The sequence below is a fragment of the Magnetococcales bacterium genome (assembly GCA_015231175.1).
In the GTDB taxonomy this organism is placed as follows: Bacteria; Pseudomonadota; Magnetococcia; order Magnetococcales; family DC0425bin3; genus HA3dbin3.
The window spans coordinates 21,105-42,779 of the sequence record JADGBZ010000022.1 but is presented as its reverse complement, the minus strand read 5'-3'; the positions used below and the strand labels follow the sequence as shown (position 1 = coordinate 42,779).

Sequence of the window (21,675 nt, the reverse complement as noted above, 5' to 3'; positions counted from 1 at the left end):
TGTCAGAGAAAATTTACGCCACATCAGGCAATTAGGTCAATGTCGGGCACCACCCAACTTCTTTGGAAGGGCGCCGACATGGTTACCGACCCCGTAGGACCACTATCGCAAGGACGTATCCTTCCCGAATGACCGAAAGGGCCGCAGGGCGCGCCATTCCAGCCACTCCTTGACCCAATGCATCAGCGGGGTGGGAGGAAGTATGAGGCTGAACCTCTTGAACCGGGAGACCAGCATCCCCTGGTTGAGGGTATCGACAATGCAGATCAATTCGGTGCGGAAGGTGTGTTGCGCTGCGTGACCCGTCAGCTCGGCATAGATGTTGGAAGCGGCGGCCCGCGCCTGCAACTCCGCCATGTGCCCCTGTTTGGCCCGCCACTCCGGTCCCGGAAAACTTCCAGCATCCCCAGCGACATAGACCCGCTCGCCACCCGCCACCCGGCCCTGTGCATCGGCCTGTAAAAATCCCCCCGGAGAAAGGGCAAGACCGGTTTTGGCCAACCAGGACGGACCAGTCAGGCCCGGCAGAAACAAGACCAGATCCGCCGGGATATCGCCCCCTTCCGTGCTGACCCGTTGCGGCTCGAATGCGGTGATCTTGTGGCCGAGATGGGCATAAATATTTCGCTTGGCCATCGCCTTCAACAACCCTCCCACCGCCCGGGGGCCCATCCGTTTCCCCGGTTCGGCCATGGGGGCAAAAAAGACCAGCTTGAATGCCCCCCGCCGCCGTTCGCGACGCAACTGGGTGTGCAGACCAAACAAAAATTCAAACATCGGCCCACCGCGAATCGCTGTGGGCTCATGGGGATTGCCACCAAAACCCATGGCAATCACACCCCGTTCCAGAGTCTGGATGCGCCGCCGCACCATGTCGACGGCAGCGATACCGGAGCATGGGTTGAGCGTGTGGCCAACACCAGGAATTTTCTGGAGATACTCCGCCCCGCTGGCAATCAGCAAGGCATCATTGGCAACGACGCCGGTCGAGGTGACCACGCTCCGCCCCCCGTCCTGAATCTCTCGGGCGCTGCCGGCATGAAAATCGACCCCCATCCGGTCAAGAAAGCCCTGCAAATCAACGCGCAGATCCGACCCCTTCCGCATGCCGGAGGGAATCCAGATCAGGCTGGGTAGGTAGACAAACTCAGCCCGTGGCGCCACCATGGTGATCTTGATGCGGCGGCCCGGATCAAGCTGGCGCAACCGGTGGATTGCGGCCAACGCAGCAAACCCGCTGCCAATAAGGGTCACTTCCATGGAGGGGCTCCCATAACAAAGGTGTCATCTTGATGGGTTAAGGTGTTCGCCTGCTGTCGTGCAGGAATGTGTCGATTTGATCCAGGCTGAAGGTCAGCATTTTTTCCGGATTTGTCTGGTGGTTTTGATACCAGCGCGCTGTGTGTTCAATCGTGGTTTGTACATTCCAGACGGGGTGCCAGGGCAGGCCATTGAGGGCTTTATCGATGGAGAGGCGCAGTGTGTGGGCCTCATGGGGGTGATGACCAGCGTCAAACTGCCAGGGCGGCGCGGAGAAAAGTTCCGTGAAGCGTTGCGTGATCTCGCCCACCGTGACGGATGTGTCCTGGTTGAATGGAGCAAAGTTCCAGCCACTACAGAGGGTTGTTGCCTGATCCTGGGCGTTTGCCAGACGCTCACCCAGGACAAGGTAGCCGTGCAGTGGATCCAGGACATGTTGCCAGGGGCGCACCGCTTTGGGGTTGCGTAGAAAAACGGATGATCCGGAGCTCACAGCACGGACGATATCCGGAACCAGCCGATCCTTGGCCCAATCTCCGCCACCGACCACGTTGCCCGCACGGACCGAGGCCAGGGCGACACCGTGCCCGGATATCCTTCCTGGAGGGAAGAAGGAGTGACGGTAGGCGGAAACTACCAGCTCCGCAGCGCCTTTGCTGGCGCTGTAGGGGTCGTCACCCCCCATGGGATCACACTCCCGATACCCCCAGACGTGCTCATGGTTTGCGTAGCACTTGTCACTGGTCACCACGATGACCACACAAGGGCGTTGTCGTTGCCGGACCACCTCCAGGAGATTGACAACCCCCATGACGTTGGTGTGGAAGGTTGTGACAGGATCCTGATAACCGGGGCGAACGAGGGCTTGGGCAGCCAGATGAAAAATGACCTCGGCATCGGAAGTCTCCACGGCATGCCGCAGAGCGGCCATATTTCCGACATCCCCCTCCTGGTGTCCTGCCATGCGGGTCGGGAGTTTTAGCACATGGAACAGGCTGGGCTGGGTGGCAGGGGGGAGGGCCAGACCGGACACACGCGCACCCCAGTGGTGCAACCAGAGTGTCAACCAACTGCCTTTGAAACCGGTATGACCGGTAATCAATACCCGGCGATTCCGATACCACTGGGCGATTTTGCTCATGGTGACCAAACCTTCCAGGGCGGGGCACCGGAGTCCCATAATTTTTGCAGATATTGATACTCCCGATAGGTGTCCATGGCGTAAAAAAAGCCGTCATGTTGGAAGGCCATCAATTGGCCATCCTGGGCAAGGCGACTGAGAGGTTCTTCTTCCAGTATGGTGGCTGGACCTTTGTCCAAATAGTCGAGCACGGCACGGTTGAAGACAAAAAAGCCGGCGCTGATTTTGCCATCGACACGTGGTTTTTCTCTGAAATCAGCCACCTGGCCATCATCACCGACTTTGAGTATGCCAAAGCGGGAGAGGGGGTTGACCGAGGTGACCGTGGCCAGTTTGCCGTGGCTGCGGTGAAAGGCCAGGAGTTGTTCAAGGTTGACATCACTCAAGCCGTCACCGTAGGTGACCATGAAGGTATCTTCCTGGAGGTAGCGTTCAACCGCCTTGATGCGGCCACCGGTCATGGACTCCAACCCGGTATCGGCAAGGGTGACCTGATAATCATCTTCGGTGTGGCTGCGATGCAGCAGGACGTGATGTTTGTTGCCGAGGGTAATGGTAAAATCCCGGTTCATCATTTCATAGTTGATGAAATACTCCTTGATCATGAAGCTCTTGTAACCAAGGCACAGGATGAATTGTTTCATGCCGTAGTGGGCAAAGAGTTTCATGATGTGCCAGATGATCGGCTTACCCCCAATCTCGACCATGGGCTTGGGCCGGAATTCGGTCTCCTGGCGCAACCGGGTGCCGTACCCGCCACATAGAATAACGACCTGCATAGGGACACCTCATCAATCAGCCGCTCTAAAGGATCGATCATTCCGGCATCAATGCCGGATCCGTGATGTTACAATCTTGTCATATTCCGGTGAATTCAGAAGATATTCATTGCATATGCCCGATTTTGTGAGGTGGCGGTAAATTTTATAACTGAGAGTGGTTCTAACATCCGTGGTTCCAAGCATATGGCTCGCCATGGATAAACAACTAACATGTATTTCTGATAAAAGCATCTTCGGTGACGATGAGATAATACAAAACCGGGGTCAGGCCCGACACGCCTCCGGCAGCAAAAGGCAAGAAAATATTTTTTATATCATACCGAAAAGAGTTCTGACGCGATTCAAAGACCAGGTAGAACAGAAAGATCGCAGGAAAATAGAAAAAACTGACTCGCATCCCAATAGCCATTGCAAAGGCCAAGCCGCCTGAAAAATATAAAAGCGACCTGTTTTTGACCTGATTGATGGCCGTCAAGGTTGCAAGAATGCCAATGAGATTAAGCAAAATGGCAGGGGGGTCGTTGCGAGCCGTTTTGAAGGTGCTCATGTGCAGAGTCGATGTGGCCACCAGAAGCGATGTGACCCAGGCAGCGCTGGGCGTGCCACCGACAAGTTTGGCAGCCTTGAAGAAAACGAACACGGCCAGTGTGGCAAACACGCACGTAAAAATTCTTGCAATAAATAAATATGAATGATCAATATGGCTGAATATTTGCGAAAAAAATAAAGGATAGATTGGAAAATGATTATAATTAAAATCTTTGTATAACGTGTAATCGACAGCGCATACTGAAGCGCCCGCAAAAAAGCTCTCGTCATTTGTTACAGGCGCATTCATGACATGAGCATAATACAGGAAGAACAACAAAGAAAGAAACAACAAAGACAATAAATTTTTACGCATTTCGTCACTCATCGATCTTGATCATCCTTTCGGCCATGACTACATTCAAAAAAAATGGGGCGGGAATCCAGGGAAAAGGGCCGCGCACTTCTCCCTGGATAGAATTGAAGCAGAGCCCCACCCCCATGCCCATGGGTAACCGAAACGATGATCACGGCCCGAACTGGTCAGCAGCACTTGTTATCGACAAAATCGATATCCTCAAAGACCTCCTTGAATGGTACCGGAACCTGTTTGCCATACATTCTTTTACTGCGCTCCTCGATGAACGGGTCATCCTTGTTGCCAACCAGGCAGACGTGCTTTTGACCGTAGCCAAAGTATTTGATGCGCAGGCCACGGTTGATGATGCTTTCAAGGGGTTCTTCAAAAAAGTTACCCAGTGACGTATGGGTATAAGGGCAGGGCATGACATCACCATATTTGGTGATGGAGACCATGCGTTTGACGGCGATGCAGCCGACATCGATGCCGTAACCCGGTGTCAGGTGGGTGAAGACATTATATTTTTTTTCGAGATCGTGGACGTAATTCCACTCGGCGTCACCGCAGAGAACCTCCATGCGTCCCTCCCACGCCCCGACGGCCTTGGCAAAGGTGACGTAGGTTCCTACGCCCTTGCTTTGGCCGAACTCCAGCATGTCGATAAACTCCTGGGAGTAGCAACGCTCTTTCCAAAGCACGGTTTGGAAGATCAGGTTGAGTCCTGCCTCCAGACAGGCATCAACGGCACGAATAACCCGATCGTAGGAACCGGGTTTTTGACGAAACCTGTCATGTTCCTCGCGGCGGAAGCTGTCCAGACTAAGTTGAATTTTATCCACACCGATGGATTTCAAATGTCGCGCCCGCTTCAGGTCGAGGTGCCAACCGTTGGAGTCGGAGGTGACATACCACTTGGCAGGGTCGATGGCTTCGACAACCTTGTCAAAATCAGGATAGACAAGGGGTTCTCCACCGGTGATGACGATATTGGCCAAGCCCATCGCATCACCCTGACGGGAGAGTTCCCGCACATCTTCCAGGGTGAAGAAGCGCCGCTTGTCGGCATTTTTGGCGCTTTTCGTTTTGACCATGAATTTGTCGGCGGAGCAATGTTCGCAATGAAAATTGCAGGTGTAGTCGTACTGAAATTGCAGGATGGCGATGCTCTCGCCCCGCTTGACTTTCTCTTCGTAGCGAACGACCTTGTCGTAGACGTAGGGCTTTTCTTCTTTCAGTTTGTTGCGTTTGCTCTGCTCAGACACTCTGGTCATCTCATCCTGAGTGGTCATGATCTATCAACCTTTCCAATGGGCACGAACGTTCGGCGAGGCCGCACATTTCAGTTTGTTGTGACAACTATTCAGCACCCGGTAACGAATCGGGGTCCAGGGGGCTGGCTCCCTGGCAGGTCCAGGACGGAGTCCTGGTGGGGTTCGGGGCGAAGCCCTGACAAAGGCTTTCATATCCAAGCCTTTCTTGAAAAGGTCTTGAACAGTTGCCTATCGTTTTTGATTCCAGCACATGCCGATACATGAGTCGATGGATCGGCAGCACATTCCCCGGGCATCCCTTATGCCAAGCCCACTGTCCGGCTTGTGGTTGGCCGTTGAAAAAGCGCATCGATTCGTCCGGCTGGTGGGTCAGGGAACAGGCGAAAAGCAGAGAAACAAAATGCGAACGGTCGGCGCGGTCGCGGACGATGGGCTCCTGAATCATCAAAGGTTGGGGATCGAAGCGGACTTTGGCGCCTAACTCCTGGCGGGCGACCTGATGAATCCGCTCGGCGAAGGTCTCCTTGAAGCGGACGATGCCACCCGGGATGTGCCACCCTTCCCCGTGGAACCGGTCATTTCGCCAGGTCAGGAGGGTTGTCCCGTCGGTTGGATTCTGGATCAGGAGATCGACGTTGACCATCGGGGTCAGACGACTTACCATGAGAAAAACCGGCTCAGGCAACCCTTCGTTCGGGTTGTTGGCTGCCGCATCCACTGCGGCGATCGCACGTTCCAGAGTATGCATGGTCGCAACTACTCACCGCCCGGTCACGAATTGGAGTCCAGAAAGCTGGCCCACTGGCAGGGCCATGGACAACGTCATGGTGGGGTTCGAGGCAAAACCCAGACCAAGATCTCCATATCCGAGTCTACCCTGGCAAGGGTTCTGAACGGTTACGCATGATTTTTCACAATCTCCAACCCGTAATCCCTCAGGATGGCCACCCCCTTGACCTGATCATACTGCTGTTGAATCCGTTTGGCAACTTCGTCGGAGTAGGCAGCGGCCATGACGATGATGCCATCGACCGGGTCGGCAAGCAGGTGTTGTGGCGCGACGATGGGCAGGTGGGTGGCGGGCGTGAAGCGTCCCTGTTTGAAGGGGGCGGAGTCCACCACATAACGAATGCGATCCTGGATTCGGACCAGGCTCAAAATCGCCAACGCCTGATGGCCGGCCCCCCAGACCGCCACCCGGCGGGGCATGAACCCGTCCAGATATTGGTGAATGTCCCGGTGAATGTGTTCCCGATGCTGAATCAGGGATGAGACATCGGTGGGGGAGCGTTTCCGGACCGTGGCGGACAGAATGTAGTCATGCCAGACCTCCTGACAGTCGATCACCTCAAAGCTGCACATGGCCAACAGGTTGGTCAGGGTTGCCCGGGTAAAGTAGGTCAGATGGTCGCGAATGAACTCCGAAAAGAGTTTGTGACGCAGGATCATGTCAAGATTGGGGACTTCCACCAGTCCGACGCCATGCGGGACAAGATTGTGGGCCATGCCACGCAGGGAGGTGCGTGGATCAGGCATGTGTTCGAGAAAATTGAAGATGAAAAAGGCCGCAAAGGGTGCATCCGGAACAAGAGTCTCTTCGTTCTCGACATATCCCGCATGGACAGTCAGTCCTTGTTCCCGGCAGTGGTCGACAGAAGCGGAGGAGAACTCCAGGCCATGGGCCTGCATGCCCACCTTTTGCAGCAAGGTGAGATACTCCCCTTTTCCACAACCTATTTCGAGCACCTTGTGGCCCACGAGACCAAATTGCCGGGCAAAACCGCGTAACTGTTCTTCCCTGAAGGCGCCCATTTCCGGGGAGTAGGCCGCCGCACGAACCACCTCCCGATAGTAATGAACCGGGGCACCGCCCAGCTGGATCAAACCACAGGCCGCACACTGGAGGAGGTCGAGATCCGCGCCACGTTCGCTGGCCAAGGCTGCGGCGTCGGGCAAAAACTGGGCAGCATCGGGCATGTCTTCCAGCCGCAACAGGGGGTGGGTGTGAAGAGATCCAGTACAGGCCCGGCAACGCATGTGTTCACCCCTTGAAGGAAAAATTTTTGTGTCCAAAATAGCTGATGGTGACGGTGGAGAGCAGGATCAGGAGTTGGCTGACAATGGGATGGATGGCAAAAACCTCCACCATAATCCACATCGACACGATGCCGACAATGAAAGAGACACCATAAACAAGATAAAAGCGAACATATTCCCGGAGCGCATTTCCTTTGGATTTAAAGACAAACAGTCGATAAACCAAAAAGGCGTTGGTAACGGATGCGACCTGTGAAACAACTGACAGCAGGAGATAATGCACAACGTCGGCAAACAGGTAGTAGATACCCGCAAAAAACAGAAAACCAAAAAGGGTGTTGTAGGCGCCCCCAATGAGATAGCGAATGACATTTTGATGTTGTCGCCACAAGTCACCCAACGCGATTTTCAGCAGCATGACTTTTCCAGATTGGCCGCCGTATCCAAGATCATTCAAACGCCGGGTTAAGCAGGGAACAGACATCCACAATTTGTTTCACTTCCGGATAGGTAGAGCGGACATGTCCGGCGATTTCGCTGAAGTAGACCGGTATCAGAATGATGAGTGCTTCGATTTTTTTTTCACGCAGCACTTCGGGTGCAGAGATTTTTTTTCCGTAGAGGTCCATCATGCGTTTGGTTGAGGAGATATCGATGGGAAAAACACCGGAACCCAGCAGCGCCTTGGAGTTTTTGATCAGGCTTGCCGTATGGTAGTTGATACCCCAGACAGCCAGTTTGCCATAGCGTTTGAGGAGCTTCTCAATGTTGGCTTCAACATTTTGGCGCAAGACGTTTGGAAGGACAACATTGTAGCGTTGTCCACACTCCGGGCAGGAGACAAAGGTAGCTGCCATGAGTTTGATTTTTGGCCAATCACCCCTATGTTGGCAGGCGGTGCAGGTTCCGGTAATATTGACCCGCCCAGTGATATAATCGACCTCATCAATGCGTATATCATCCAAGGTTTTGAGGAAAGTTATGGGTGATTCCATGATGATGCGCACCAACCCGGCGAATTCGTCGTCACTGAGTTTGGAAACGTTGATCTGTGGGCACCCTTCCCGCAAAAATTTGACCTTGTCTTTCAGGATGCCCCTTCGGTAGGCATCATGGTAAAGAGGTGTGCCTGGAAAAATTGTGATGAGATTGAGCGTAATTTTATAGTGGGCATGATTTCGCCACCATGTCAAGGTGTTGTTGGCTGTTTCCCAGGTTTCATTGATGTCGCCAAAGATGAACGCCCCTTCAAACGATATGCCGGCCTCGTAGACCATTTTCAATGTGCGTTCCATATCGGCGCGGGTGGTGAATTTTTGCATGCTTTTCAGGACGTTGTCGTCAGCACTCTCCAGGCCGAAGGACATAACATCGCAACCGGACTCTTTAAGCATGCCGAGCAGTTCCGGCGATATCTTGTCAACGCGAAACTGTGCCCACCAGCGAATACCATATTTTTTAATGCGCTCACAGAACGAACGCACCCGGTGCGAGTTGGTGGAAAACAACTCGTCAGCCAGACACAAATAGTCAATTTTATAGCGGGAGACCATGTAATCCAGCTCTTCAAAAAAACTGTCCATGGTTCTTTGACGATATTTTTGTCCTGTGGTATGGAAACAGAAGGTGCAATTGTAGGGGCAGGAACGGCTGGCAATCATGAAGACGGTGTTGGTTCGATTGATGCCACTGATGGCTGGTGTAAAGTTAAGGTACTGTTCCAGCTCAAATCCGTCATAGTCTGGCCATGGCAGCGCATTAAGATCCTGGATTTCCGTGCGAGAGGGGGTTGTGTGGTAGCCTGCCCCGTTTTTATAGATCACGCCGTTAATTTTACTGGCATCGCCACCATCTTCCAGATAGTGACATAACTCAACGGCAGTCAATTCTCCCTCGCCAACAACACCGTAGTCAACAAATTCCAAAGCATCCATGGCTGGTTCCGGGTCGCTGGTTATGATACCGCCACCCACGATAGTGATGATGCGTGCGTCCACATCTTTGGCTGCCATGACGACGGTCCGGATTGAGTTGTACTGAAAGCTGAGGCCACCGGTTGCCACAACGTCGATCCGTTTTTCTCGAATTTCCTTTTGGATATTTTCCGTGACATCTCCCCCACGATGGTTCAGATTGAGGGTGTAAACATCAAACCCGGCTGCTTTCAGACTGCCGGAGATATAAGCGATACCCAGGGGAAAGGAGTAGCCATCACCTACCTGTTGAACCAACTGTGGCATGACCAGAAGAAAACGTTTTCTTATGTTGGTATGTTGTTTATGGTTCGACTCGTTCAACTCTCACCCTCCCACCAACATGATGCGCTACTACCAAGGCCTATTCAAAAACATTTTGAACAAACAGACCTATAAATAAGTTAATGAGCGATCCAGGACGGCTATTTCGCAGAATCTGTACTGTTTTTTTCGAAATTGAGGCGTTCTTTTTCTATAACAAGTGGCCGTTTAAGCAGACGCATATTGATGCTTCCGATGTATTCAAAAGACAAACCAAGAATAGTCAGAATGATACCATTGACAAAAAACTGGCCAATGATGAGTGGCGCCATGCCCATCTGGAAGCTTTCCCACATGATCAACTTGTAAAACATGTAACCAGCCGCGATCAAGAAGCAAATGCCAGACATCAAAAAACCGACGAAGGTGATCAGTCGCAGAGGCGCTTTGGAATGGCTGGTGACACCCGTCATGGCCACGTCGTAGAGCGTGAAGAAATTGTTTTTTGTTTTGCCGGCCCGGCGCAATTTCTGGACGTAAGGCACCTCTGCCCTGGGCAGGCCAATCTCGGCGAGCATGCCACGAAAGTATGGATAGGGATCATCCATGTTGCGGGCGATCTCGACGACTTGCCGGTCAATCAGGCAGGCTCCATTAAAATTTTGCACCAGGTCGACATCGGCGATCTTGCTGAGGGCTGCATAGTAGATTTTGCGCACGAACTGCATGAATGGCGACTCTTCTGCACCTTTTTTGACAGCTATGACAATCTTGAACCCCTTTTCCCACTGTGCGATCAGCTCGGGGATCAACTCGGGTGGTTCCTGAAAATCAGCGGCCTGGGTCACGGCAGCATTGCCAGATGTTTGAAGAATACCGTAAAAATGCGACCGCACCGTACCGAAGTTGCGGGCATTGAGGATCACTTTAACGTCGGGATCCGAGGCAGCCAACTGCTTCAAAATGGCAACGGTCCCATCCGTAGAGCAGTTGTCAATAAAGATGATTTCAAAATTGTATTTGTCGAGGCCTGAAAAAACCTTGCGCAATGCCTCATACATGGGGCCAACATTTTCTTCTTCGTTGAAACAGGGCACAACCACACTGATCCGTTTTCTTTGTTCCATTTTGGGTCCATCCCTCCACGACAGGGAGCAGGTTAAGGAATACGTTCCGACGCCGGGGCCAGGGGAATGAGCATGTTGGCACGCAGCTCATCACGTGGCAGGAGCGGGGACATGTCTTCCAGGGGCATGGAGAGCATCGAGCCATCCGGTTGCGGGATGGCGGCTGATTTGGGCCACAGCGTCTCGTTGGCCACCACCCGGACATCGCACAGAATGGGACCGCGTTGTGCGAGAACGGCGCGAATTTTATCGCGCAGGTCGCGAGCATCGTCGATGCGCACGCTGGGTATGCCCATGGCTTCTGCCACTTTTCCCGGATCGGCCAGGTGGAGCCCCGCCTCGGGGCCGGTGCCAACATAGCGCCCGGAGAAGTAGTTGCGCTGGGTGTTGCGAATGGAGGCATAGCCCGCATTGTTGATGATAAAGAGCCGTGCCGGCAGGTTTTGGGCCGTCAGGGTTTGCAACTCCTGAATGTTCATGTGCAGGCTGCCGTCGCTTTCGATGCCCACCAGGGAGGCGCCCTTGTAGGCCATGCCGCCGCCGATGAGGGCGGGAAGTCCGTACCCCATGGCGCCCAGTCCGGAGGTGAGAAAGATGCGCTGGCCCGGCTTATTGCGAAAATTGGCGTAGAAGACCTCGACGCCCAGGCCGGAACTGCCGGTGACGATCAGGCTTCCTTCGGGAATCTCCTCGGAGAGAACCTTGACCAGATGATAGTGGCTGATCTCGCCTGTTTCCGGGAAGGGCTGGCCATCGGCGGTGGGATAGCGCGCCTTCCAGTCGGCGCAGCGGGCAAGCCATGGGTCGCGCTTGCGCGGTGCCTGCCCGCTGCCGTGCCGCAGCAGGGCGGCGATGTAGGCCTTGGCATCGGCCTGGATGGCCTGGGCCAGGGGCATGTGGTGTTTGGCCAGTTCATGGGGATCCACATCCACCACCACCTTTTTGGCCTCGCGTCCGAAGCCGGCGGGATTGAACGCGGTCACCACATTGTCCAGCCGGGCGCCGATGGCGATGATCAGATCGCTGTTTTGCACGGCAAAGTTGGGCGCACGCAGGGCCACCGTTCCGGGACGACCCACACACAAGGGGTGGTCGAACGGGATCAGATCCATGGCGTTCCAGGTGGCCACCACGGGAATGTTCAGGGTGGTGTAGAGTTTCTGGAACTCCGGTGCAGCTTCGGCCAGGCGGATGCCGTGGCCGGCCAGCAGCAGAGGGCGTTCGGCCTGATCGATCAGCGCCAGGGTTTTTTGTGCTTCAGCATCCAGGTCGGCTGAGGTGACGTGGGCCGGGAGTGTGGAGACCGTTTCATCACCCGGCAAGTCGTCGGGGTCGATGGGGCTGGCCTGGATGTCGAGGGGGACATCGAGCCAGACCGGACCACGCCTCCCGCTGGTGGCCAGGTGGACGGCCATTTCCAGGTGGCCGCGAATGGAGCGGGCATCCATGACGGTCACGGCATATTTGGTGATGGAGCGGACCATGGCGATGATATCCACCTCCTGCGGCCCCATTTGGCGCACGCCGGAGCTGCCAATCAGATCGGCGCGTTTAACCTGACCAGAGATGACCAGCAGAGGTGTGGATTCAATCCAGGCGCCGGCAACGCCGGTGATGGCGTTGGTGGCGCCCGGGCCGGTGGTGACCAGGGCTACGCCCAGCCGCCCCTGCACGCGCCCGTAGGCCTCGGCGGCGATGGCCGAGGCTTGTTCGTGCAGGTTGGGCACGACCTTGAGCCCGGGTTGCTGGCCGAGGGCGTCCACCAGATACATGGCCCCCCCGCCGGGGACCATGAAGACGGTCTCCACCCCCTGTCGGGCCACGAAGGAAAAAATATAGTCTGCGACACGTATGGTTTGGGCCATGGTGGTTTGACCTGTCAGGCCGGGTGTTTGACGCCCAACCAGAAAGAGATGAAGGTTTTGCGGCTGGGATTTTTGGCAATGTCGGGATCGACGTAGAAAGAGTCATCCACAAAATGGGTAGAGGAGATCTCTTCCAAAACTGCGCCGTCTGTGCTGGAGAAGGCGTGCCGCACCCCTTTTTCCACCGTCACCACGTCGCCGGGTCGGCAGATGCGCAACTTGCCGTCCAAAACCAGATTCAGCGTGCCGTGCAGGGTGTGGAAAGTCTCCTCTTTCTGCTTGTGGTACTGCTCCGGGTGGGATTGACCGGGCAGGACAACGATCAACTTTTTACAATACTGCCGGTTGACCACCGTGATCATGCTGATGCCCACTTCGTCAAAGCGCTCGATGCCATAGTGGTGGGATATCTCCAGATCGGCCTGACCGGGAACAATGACATTGCCTTGTTTCAACAGCTCCTTCACCCGCTGGACGATGGCATAAACCCGCTGACGCACCGGCTCCAGACGGGTATTGCCGACCAGCAGCGGCGCCCCGGCCCGGATCGCTTCCGTGGTGTAAAACTGGTTGTACTTGGACCAGTCGTTGGCGGTGATGTGGCCATCCTGGGTGGGGATGGCCATGAAGATGTCGCTGTCACGCACACGGACACCGGCGGCCAGATCGGTTTTGGCGAACAGGCCCCGGCGCAGGGAGATGAGGCTGGCCAGCTCTTTTTCATTGGGTTCACAGCGCTCCCCGACGACACCGCAGGCGGCGAAGGCCTTTTGCGCTGCGGTCAGCCAGGCATGCAACTGCTCGGGGGTCGATGAGTAATCGTTGACCGCATGGACCTTGCTGGGCAGGGCGACGTGCCGCTCGAAAATGTTGCACCCCTTGGCGATGGCCATGCCGATGATGGATGTCTCGGAGGGGGCCTCGTGGGTAGAGTGGCCGATACGCAGATGCGGATAGCGATCCTTGAGAAAGTCGACCTGGTTAAGTTGCAGGTGGTCGTTGGGGGTGGGATATTCGGCCACGCAGTGCATCAAGGCAAACTCTTTACTGCGGTGGTCCATGAAACTGACCACATTGTCAATATTTTCCAGAGTGATGCCCGCTGTGGAGCCGATGATGGGCACGTCGCTTTGGACCATGCGCTCCAGGAGAGGCCAGTCGGTGAAGGAGCAACTGGCGATTTTCAGGATCGCAAAGCCATCCTCCAGGATCAGGGGCACGGAGTCGTTGTCGAAGGGGGTGCAGATTGGAAGGAACCTGTGGGATTTGATCTCATCCACCAGCCTTCTGGTTTGCTCACGGCTCAGCCGGGTCTCCACGAAACGCTTGATGTACTTGATGTCCATGCGCTTCTGAAAATCCGGATGGATGAAGCTGTCCAACTGCCGGTATTGCATCTTGAAGGCAAAGCGGAAGGGGAAGTCTTTGCAGACCTCGGCAAAGGCGCGAATGAGTTGTACGCCATGATCGACATCGCCCATATGGTTATTGGCCATCTCCAGAATGAAGAGCCGGTCGGGGATTTTGTGCGTCATGGGACACCTCTTCGGGTCAAAATAGGTAATAAAGCGGGAGACCGGGGCTGGCCAGTAAGGGCTTGCCCACGCATATTACGAGCCAGTTGCGAGTTCGGAGAGTGCGAACAGGGAGACCAGGCGGTCATCGACGTAATAATCCGCCGCTGGTTTGCCAAAGCGCAACTCATGGTAGCGCAGGCCCCAGGTCTCCAACTGGTTGCGGGTGATGTCGTGCCAGTCGATGCCGGTTGCCGAGCCCCGGGCGGTCAACAGGATGATGCGGTGTCCGGCGGCATGCAGGGCATTGATGGCCTTGATGTTGTGGGTCAAGGGTGCGGCCAGTGCGTAGTCATTGCCGGGGGTGAGGGTGGCGATCACGCCGTCGATATCGATAACAAACGTCTCGGACTTCGCGGGTGTCGGAATCGGTTGGGGTCTCTCCGGTTGAGTGCGCATGGTCTGATACCAGGCTGCGGTGCGGGTGATGCCCGTGGTCAGATCAAAGTGAAGACCGAGCCCCAGGTCATGCCGGGCCCGTGTGATGGCCGGGGCGTAAACATGGCGGTGGTTGTCAGCACTCTGGCGCCCTTCGATAAGCACGGGCTTGTCCGGGGCGAGGATCCGTCCGGTCAAGCGGGCCAGGTCCGCGATGGAGAGGGTTTGGTCGGAGCCGACATTGTAGATGGTATGGGGTGCTTCTTGTGTCAACATGACCCAGAGCCAGACGATCAGGTCGGCGACGTACATGTAGGCCCGCACAGGCGAACCACTCCCTTTGACCCGGATGGCCTCTCGCTCCAGGGCTTCGACGATAAAGCTGCCGATGGCCAGGTGCGCACCCATGGGCATGAACGGACCGACGAAGGTGAAGCAGCGGGCAACCGTCGCTGCCACGTTGCGCTCACGGGCAAATTGCAGACAGAGGTGTTCGGAGAGACGCTTGCCCATGCCATAGGTGGCGCGGGGATCGTCCGTTGCCGGCGCCAGGTTCATATCCTCGCGAACGCCCTGGCAATCCGGCGGCAGAGGACCATATGCCGCGCCCGAACTCAAATAGAGCAGGCGCCGCACACCTGCTTCACCGGCAAACTCCAGGACGCGCCGTGTCCCGCCATACATGCGCTCCAGGGAAAGGAGGGGGTGCCCCTCGACTTCGCCACTGGTTTCGGCGGCGGCGTGCATCAGGTGGGTGAAAGATCCTTTGGGAAAAACGAACGACTCCAGCCTGCCCGTAAGCCACTCGATGGCCGGGTCGTTGCCAAACCCCGGAAAGCGGGCAAGGAAACGCTCAGGATACCGGCTCAAAACCGTGATCCGGCAGTCAAGGCCAAGCATGCGGTTTGCGGCTTGCAAGGTTGCCAGCAGCCAGATACCAAAGAAACCGGTGCCCCCGGTCAGAAAGATCCGTCCATTTCGCAGCGGCTGCCAAGCTGTTCCAACACGCGCAACAACAAACTCCACGTCATCCTTGAGCAGGGAGGTGAAAAGAGTGTCCATGCCAGGAGCATAAGACGATTTCCACATGGGCACAACCCAAAATCACAGGGCAATCGCATTTGAAAGAGTGCGCTGCCAACCCTTGTTACGAAAAGGCTACCTGGGCAGTGACAATAAACTCAAAATCCCTGGCATATCAAGGTGTTGTTCCAGGGCGTCGGCCAGGCGGTCAAAGTCGCTGTCACGGCGTTGGGCGAGGTTGACGGGGTGAGTTTTGGTCAGGCCCGCCCAGGCAAGGAGGGAGTGGCAAGCCTCGGGTCGGTCGAACAAGCCATGCAGATAACCACCCAGGATCTGGCCATCGGAGGAGATGGCGCCGTGCGGCTGGCCGTGCAGAAACATGGCGGGATTGTTCAGGGCCGGGCCGTGACTCTGGCCCATGTGGATCTCATATCCTGTTACCGGGGCCTGGTCCCGGACCAGGTGGCCGGTGACGTTGGTCAGGGTTTTGTCAGCGAGAAAGCGGGTGGTCATGGCCAACCAGCCCAGGCCGGGTTCATGGCCGGGTGGGCCTTCGATGCCGCCGGGATCTTCCAGGCGTTCCCCCAGCATTTGAAATCCACCGCAAATGCCGATCACCTTGCCACCATAGCGCAGGTGTCGGGCGATGGCGGACTCCCAGCCGTTCTGGCGCAACCAGGCCAGATCGGCGCGGACGCTCTTGCTGCCGGGGAGGATGATCAGATCGGCGCCGGGGATGGGTCTGCCGCTCTCGCCCCACAGCAGTTCAATACCCGGATGCAGGCGCAGGGGATCCAGATCGGTGTGGTTGCTGATGCGGGGCAGACGCGGCACCAGGACGCGAAACAGCGATAGGGTATCTGTCGGGACGGAGGAGGCCTCCTGAAAAAAGCTGTCTTCGGCAGCCAGGTAGAGGCCGGGCAGAAAAGGCATGACACCCAGAACCGGCTTGCCGGTTTTCTCCTCCAGCCACGTCAAACCCGGCTGCAACAGGGTGATGTCGCCGCGAAACTTGTTGACCACGAAACCCCGGACCCTCTCCCGCTCGGCAGGGGCGAGAAGTTCCAGGGTGCCGACAAACTGGGCAAAAACCCCTCCCCGATCAATATCGCCGACAATGATGACCGGGCAATCCACCCGTTCGGCGAACCCCATGTTGGCCAGATCTCCTTCCCGGAGATTGATCTCCGCCGGACTGCCGGCCCCTTCGATGAGAAGGATATCGTATTGGGTCTGCAACCGATGGAAAGAGTCCAGGGCAAAGGTCATGGCGCGTGGCTTGAAGTGACGATAGGCCTGGGCGTCCAGGTTGGCCACCGGTCGGCCCTGGACAATGATCTGCGCGCCGATATCGGAGTTGGGCTTGAGGAGAATGGGGTTCATGTCGGTGTGGGGCGCGAGCCCGCAGGCCAATGCCTGGACAGCCTGTGCCCGACCGATCTCCCCGCCATCGACGGTGACGGCGCTGTTGAGGGCCATGTTCTGTGGCTTGAAAGGGGCGACCCGGAGGCCACGACGGTGCAGGGCGCGGCACAGGGCCGTGACCAGGAGGGATTTCCCGGCGTCTGATGTGGTTCCCTGGATCATCAGGCTGGTGGCGGTCATGAGGGGGGCGAGGCGTCAGGGTCGGATTCGGCCTGCAAATGGTCCTGGAGATTGTATTTGTCGGCATATCCCCGGGGGGTGACCATGAGGCCATGTTTGGTGAACGTCCGATGGTTGCCGATCAGGACCGTGGTTTGCATGTTGATGGTGGTAACATCCATGTGGGCCAGGGTGGTCAGGGAGATGGCTTGATGCTCACGACAGGCGGCGGTCACCAGGCCCACCGGGGTGGCAGGGGAGCGATGGCGAAGAAAAATCTCCTGGGCGCGTTCGATCTGCCAGGTACGGCGTCCGCTTCTGGGGTTGTAGAGGGCGGTGACAAAATCGGCGCTGGCGGCGGCTTCCAGACGTTTTTCAATCTGCGGCCAGGGGGTGAGCAGGTCCGACAGGGAGATGGCGCAAAAATCGTGGGTCAGGGGCGCTCCCACCAGGGCGGCGCAGGCGCTCAGAGCGGTGACCCCGGGAACCACCTCGAAACGGATACCGGCGTCGGGTTGCCAGCCGGCGTGGAAGAGCATCTCCAGAAGGGGTCCGGCCATGCCGTAGATGCCCGCGTCGCCGGAGGAGACCAAAACCACCCGCTCTCCAACCAGGGCCAGGCGGGTGGCCTCGGCGCAGCGGGCAAGCTCCTGGCGCATGGGGCTTTCGAGCACCCTTTTGCCTTTCAAGAGGTCGGCGACGAGGCGCAGGTAGGTTTTGTACCCGATGATGACACTGGCCTCGGCGATGACTTCCCGGGCGCGGGCGGTCAGGTGTTCCAGGGCGCCCGGTCCCAGGCCGACCACACTCAATGAGCCACGGCGAACATCAGACATGGGCAGGGGCCTCCACCACGGGTCCAACGGCCAGGGCGATGGTGACGTTTTTGCCATCTTCGCCCCGATAGGTTTGTTTGGTCACCAGCAGGTCATCGGCCGAACGCCCGGTCAACAACAACACGGCGGCTTCGGCGACGGACGGGGTGCCCACATGGGTGGATACCCGGGTCGATGGGTTGGGTACCTTCACCTGGGACAATTGTGCCGCACAAAACAGGTGCAGGGGAAGGCCCCATGCGTTGGCCAGGGCCAGAAGGGCAGGTTCGTCCCCTTTACGGTCCAGGGTTGTCAGGGCGACCACATCCTCCATGGCGAGGCCGTGCGCGGTCATGACTCGCTCCAATGCCATACTCAGGGTGGCGGAGCTGGTATCCCGATCGCAGCCGATGCCCAGGACCAGAGGTTCCCCCTGCCCCGGGGGAGGACGATAGGCCACCAGGCGATGAGGCCAGTCGCTCCGCAAACTCTCCTGGATCGGTTGACGGGTAATCCAGAGGAGGGCCTGGTGCCGGGATGGATCGGCGCGGGCGAGGGGGCCCACATCCTCGATATGGGGTGGCCAGGGTTGCCATGCCTCCCGCCAACGTCGCGTTCCTGTCTCCTGCACCAGGGCGACGGGGTCGCCGTTGACCACCCGGGCGGCGCACCAGGTGAGGGCGGCAGGTTCCCCTTCGACCTGCCACTGCCATGCCTGGCCCAGGAGATCGACGGCAGGGAGATTGGCAAGATCCGAAGCGGTGGTGATGACGGCAGTGGCGCCGAAAAAGGCCGCCACTTGCCGGGCGTGTTCATTGGCCCCGCCGATATGGCCAGAGACGACGGGAATCACGAAACGGGCACTCTCGTCGATGGCCAGGATGGCCGGATCCTCCCGTTTGGAGCGCAGCCAGGGTGCGACCAGGCGGACGACGATGCCCAAGGACGCAAAAAAGACCAGTGGATCATATGTTTGTAGCATATTTTCCATGTGATCCCGCAAAGGAAGGGGCAGAATCTGGTCGGGGGTGGCGGCATGTCCGGCATCCAGGACAAACACTCTGGCCTGGGGCCATTTTTCGTTGCGCAAACGGGTGGCATGCTGGGCGCCGCAGCGGGTGATGGCCACCAGGGCGGGAGTTTTCATAGGGGGAGTCTCCAAAAAAACCGCTTGAAAGACTGGGATGGAGGTCCAGGAGGAAGGGCTGCGCCCTTCCTCCTGGTGGGGTTCGGGGCGAAGCCCTGACCAAAGGCTTTCATGTCCAGGCTTTTCTTGAATTGGACCCTCATTTTGCCTTGACGTTGTTGGAACAGGCAGGCCAGTATGCCGCCAGGCGGGGTTGGCAACCTTGGAACGGATCGCGGTTTTGTTCCACCGACGGAAGCTGGCAAGGCAAGGTCGCCCCGATGGGGCGTCCTATGCAAACATTATCGAGGAACCATATGAAATCAACAAACCATTCAGCAGGGGTATTCCTGCTCATGTTGGTTGGCGTTCTCTTTTTGCCGGCCTTGGGTTGGGCCACCGAGGGTCAGGCTGTCGCGGCATCCATGGAGCAGACCCGCATGCTCTTCGGGACGACCCCGATCGATTTTATCCTTTTTTCCCTGATCCTTTTGGGTGTGGCCATCCTGCCGGAACGCACCTTCCAGGTAGCAATCATCGGGCTCGCTGTCATACTGGCCTACAAGTTCTTTTTTACCGGATTCAAATTCGGGCCTGGACTGGGTGGTTTTGGCCTGCAAATGGCGCATGAGTGGGTGACCTTGAGCAACCTGTTTCTCCTGCTCCTTGGTTTTTCCCTTCTGGCGGACCATTTCGAGCGGACTGGCATCCCGGAACTTTTGCCCAGATTTTTGCCGAACTCCTGGGTCGGAGGCTTTCTCCTTCTGGTCTTGATTTTCATCATTTCCAGTTTCCTGGACAACATCGCCGCAGCCATGATCGGCGGCACCATCGCCTATTCCGTCTATCATGGCAAGGTTCATATCACCTATCTTGCGGCCATTGTCGCCGCTTCCAATGCGGGTGGTTCCGGCAGCGTGCTCGGTGATACCACCACTACCATGATGTGGATTGCCGGCGCCAATCCCGTGGATGTGTTGCACGCCTATGTGGCCGCCGTTCCCGCCCTGTTTATCTTCGGAATTCCCTGCGCCATCATTCAGGAGCAGCATGCTCCCTTCTCCCCCCCTGATGCTGCCCATCACCATGAGACCGACTGGGGGCGGTTTGGAATCGTTTTTCTGGTGCTGATTGCGGTGATCGTCGTGAATTATCTGTCCAATGTCGTCTTCAGGGGCCTGGCGACTCATCTGCCTGTCCTTGGCCTGACCGTATGGGCGACCCTTTTGGTCACGGCCCCGATTCGTCGACCCAATTGGTCCCTGATCCCGAAGAATCTGAAGGGAACCATCTTCCTCCTTTGCCTGGTGATGGCAGCCTCCTTGATGCCGGTAGACAAACTGCCGCCGGCCTCCTGGCATACTGCCTATGTCCTTGGTTTTGTCTCCGCAGTATTTGATAACATTCCCCTTACCGCACTGGCTATCGCCCAGGGAGGCTTCGATCTGGGCATGCTGGCCTTTGCGGTTGGTTTTGGTGGATCCATGATCTGGTTTGGTTCTTCAGCCGGGGTCGGACTTGCCAACATGTACCCGGAGATGCGCAACACCTTCTCCTGGATGAAAAATGGCTGGCCTGTGTCCGTGGCTTATGTGATCGGCTTTTTTATCCTCCTGGGAGTCGTAGGCTGGGAGCCGACCGTCACCGCGCCCTGATCGGCGCACACGCAGTCAAGTCGGGCGCCAGGAAAAGAAAGCTTGAAAAGAAAGCTTGAAAAGAAAGACTTGGTCAGGGCTTCGCCCCGAACCCCACCAGGAGGAAGGGCGCAGCCCTTCCTCCTGGACCTCCATCCCAGTCTTTCAATCGTTCTGTTTTTACGATCTCGACCGGTCAACATGGACGATCAGCAGGGAGAGATAGTGGACAGGCTGATCACGCAGTTCGGCGACGTTGCGCACCACCCGCTCCTCCGGGGCACCGGCGCGCTCGACGAAAACGGCGTGTTTCAGTAAATTCCGTCGTGTCAGAAGGTCCAGCAAGGCCGGCAAGACAGGTCGCACCTTGAGCAGAACCACGGTTTGAAATTCATCAAGGAACCGCCCGATACGTTCCAGATCGGTCGAACCGGGGAGAATAGCCAGGGAGCCTTCGCCGGCGCAGAGGGGTTCCCCTTCCAGAGCGGCGGCGGCGAGCGGGGAGGCAACCCCGGGAATGACGGTAACCCGGATCGTGGGATCCAGGGTACGCACGGTCTGCGACAGATAGCCGAAAGTGGCAAAAAACGAGGCGTCCCCCTCGATGAGGAAGACGACATCCACCCCTTCCTGCAACACGGCCAGGGTTTGGATAGCAGCAGCGTGCCAATACCGTGCCAGGGCGACAGGATCCCGGGTCATGGGAAAATCCAGGGGAAGCAGGCGGGCAGGTTGCGGCAACCCGGTGCGTTGGACGATGGCCAGGGCGTAGCTTTCGCCATCGCGGCGACCAACCGGCCACGCCCAGCAGGAGGCTTGCTCCAGGGCTTGCCAGGCAGCGCGGGTGATGAGGCCTGGATCTCCCGGGCCAAGAGATGCGGCAATCAGGCGACCGGATTGTTGCACGGTGGTTTCTCCTTGGTGTTGGGAAC

18 protein-coding genes are annotated in these 21,675 nt (G+C 57.1%); 1 reads left to right on the top strand and 17 read right to left on the bottom strand.

Going from position 1 to position 21,675, the window contains the following annotated elements:
- Nucleotides 1-102: 102 nt before the first annotated feature.
- The 16 genes from HQL63_06995 to HQL63_06920 all read right to left on the bottom strand — a co-directional run bounded on the left by HQL63_06995 (nucleotide 103) and on the right by HQL63_06920 (nucleotide 19,130).
- A complete protein-coding gene (locus tag HQL63_06995; GenBank protein ID MBF0176579.1) occupies nucleotides 103-1,260 on the bottom strand; it encodes an FAD-dependent oxidoreductase in 1,158 nt (385 codons plus the stop codon).
- A gap of 37 nt (nucleotides 1,261-1,297) precedes the next feature.
- A complete protein-coding gene (gene rfbG, locus HQL63_06990) occupies nucleotides 1,298-2,401 on the bottom strand; it encodes a CDP-glucose 4,6-dehydratase (GenBank protein ID MBF0176578.1) in 1,104 nt (367 codons plus the stop codon).
- On the bottom strand, nucleotides 2,398-3,180 hold the full coding sequence (rfbF, locus tag HQL63_06985) for a glucose-1-phosphate cytidylyltransferase (GenBank protein ID MBF0176577.1): 783 nt from the start codon (nucleotides 3,178-3,180) through the stop codon (nucleotides 2,398-2,400). The genes rfbG and rfbF overlap by 4 nt, the downstream gene beginning before the upstream one ends.
- 208 nt (nucleotides 3,181-3,388) lie before the next feature.
- Entirely contained in the window at nucleotides 3,389-4,099 is a 711-nt protein-coding gene (locus HQL63_06980; protein MBF0176576.1) for a glycosyltransferase family 39 protein, read from the bottom strand.
- Between the two features lie 155 nt (nucleotides 4,100-4,254).
- Nucleotides 4,255-5,361 (bottom strand): radical SAM protein, encoded by a 1,107-nt coding sequence (locus tag HQL63_06975; protein MBF0176575.1) that lies wholly within the window; start codon nucleotides 5,359-5,361, stop codon nucleotides 4,255-4,257.
- A 67-nt stretch (nucleotides 5,362-5,428) separates the two neighbouring features.
- Nucleotides 5,429-6,091, bottom strand: a complete 663-nt coding sequence (locus HQL63_06970; GenBank protein ID MBF0176574.1) for an NUDIX hydrolase — start codon at nucleotides 6,089-6,091, stop codon at nucleotides 5,429-5,431.
- A gap of 149 nt (nucleotides 6,092-6,240) precedes the next feature.
- Entirely contained in the window at nucleotides 6,241-7,380 is a 1,140-nt protein-coding gene (locus HQL63_06965; protein ID MBF0176573.1) for a methyltransferase domain-containing protein, read from the bottom strand.
- A gap of 4 nt (nucleotides 7,381-7,384) precedes the next feature.
- Nucleotides 7,385-7,798, bottom strand: coding sequence for a GtrA family protein (locus tag HQL63_06960; GenBank protein MBF0176572.1), 414 nt, complete (start codon nucleotides 7,796-7,798; stop codon nucleotides 7,385-7,387).
- Nucleotides 7,799-7,829: 31 nt separating this feature from the next.
- The gene (locus HQL63_06955; protein ID MBF0176571.1) at nucleotides 7,830-9,677 is read right to left on the bottom strand and encodes a cobalamin-dependent protein; all 1,848 of its coding nucleotides are present in this window, start codon (nucleotides 9,675-9,677) and stop codon (nucleotides 7,830-7,832) included.
- A gap of 101 nt (nucleotides 9,678-9,778) precedes the next feature.
- Complete coding sequence (locus HQL63_06950) at nucleotides 9,779-10,744, bottom strand: glycosyltransferase family 2 protein (protein ID MBF0176570.1); 966 nt, start codon at nucleotides 10,742-10,744, stop codon at nucleotides 9,779-9,781.
- A gap of 32 nt (nucleotides 10,745-10,776) precedes the next feature.
- Nucleotides 10,777-12,609 (bottom strand): thiamine pyrophosphate-binding protein, encoded by a 1,833-nt coding sequence (locus HQL63_06945; GenBank protein MBF0176569.1) that lies wholly within the window; start codon nucleotides 12,607-12,609, stop codon nucleotides 10,777-10,779.
- 14 nt (nucleotides 12,610-12,623) lie between these two features.
- Nucleotides 12,624-14,144: an N-acetylneuraminate synthase family protein gene (locus HQL63_06940; GenBank protein ID MBF0176568.1), complete on the bottom strand. Its 1,521-nt coding sequence runs from the start codon at nucleotides 14,142-14,144 to the stop codon at nucleotides 12,624-12,626.
- Between the two features lie 75 nt (nucleotides 14,145-14,219).
- Complete coding sequence (locus tag HQL63_06935) at nucleotides 14,220-15,650, bottom strand: NAD-dependent epimerase/dehydratase family protein (protein ID MBF0176567.1); 1,431 nt, start codon at nucleotides 15,648-15,650, stop codon at nucleotides 14,220-14,222.
- 69 nt (nucleotides 15,651-15,719) lie between these two features.
- Nucleotides 15,720-17,189 carry a cobyric acid synthase gene (locus HQL63_06930; protein ID MBF0176566.1) on the bottom strand — a complete coding sequence of 490 codons (1,470 nt, stop codon included), beginning with the start codon at nucleotides 17,187-17,189 and terminating at the stop codon, nucleotides 15,720-15,722.
- Nucleotides 17,186-18,004 (bottom strand): precorrin-3B C(17)-methyltransferase, encoded by an 819-nt coding sequence (gene cobJ, locus HQL63_06925; protein ID MBF0176565.1) that lies wholly within the window; start codon nucleotides 18,002-18,004, stop codon nucleotides 17,186-17,188. Before cobJ ends, HQL63_06930 begins: the two co-directional genes overlap by 4 nt.
- Complete coding sequence (locus HQL63_06920) at nucleotides 17,997-19,130, bottom strand: cobalamin biosynthesis protein (protein MBF0176564.1); 1,134 nt, start codon at nucleotides 19,128-19,130, stop codon at nucleotides 17,997-17,999. The genes cobJ and HQL63_06920 overlap by 8 nt, the downstream gene beginning before the upstream one ends.
- Before the next feature lie 404 nt (nucleotides 19,131-19,534).
- On the opposite strand from HQL63_06920, the gene HQL63_06915 reads away from it, so the two are divergent.
- The gene (locus tag HQL63_06915; protein MBF0176563.1) at nucleotides 19,535-20,764 is read left to right on the top strand and encodes a citrate transporter; all 1,230 of its coding nucleotides are present in this window, start codon (nucleotides 19,535-19,537) and stop codon (nucleotides 20,762-20,764) included.
- A gap of 159 nt (nucleotides 20,765-20,923) precedes the next feature.
- Here HQL63_06915 and cobI read toward each other — a convergent pair whose 3' ends face one another.
- Nucleotides 20,924-21,649 (bottom strand): precorrin-2 C(20)-methyltransferase, encoded by a 726-nt coding sequence (gene cobI, locus HQL63_06910; protein ID MBF0176562.1) that lies wholly within the window; start codon nucleotides 21,647-21,649, stop codon nucleotides 20,924-20,926.
- Nucleotides 21,650-21,675: the final 26 nt, after the last annotated feature.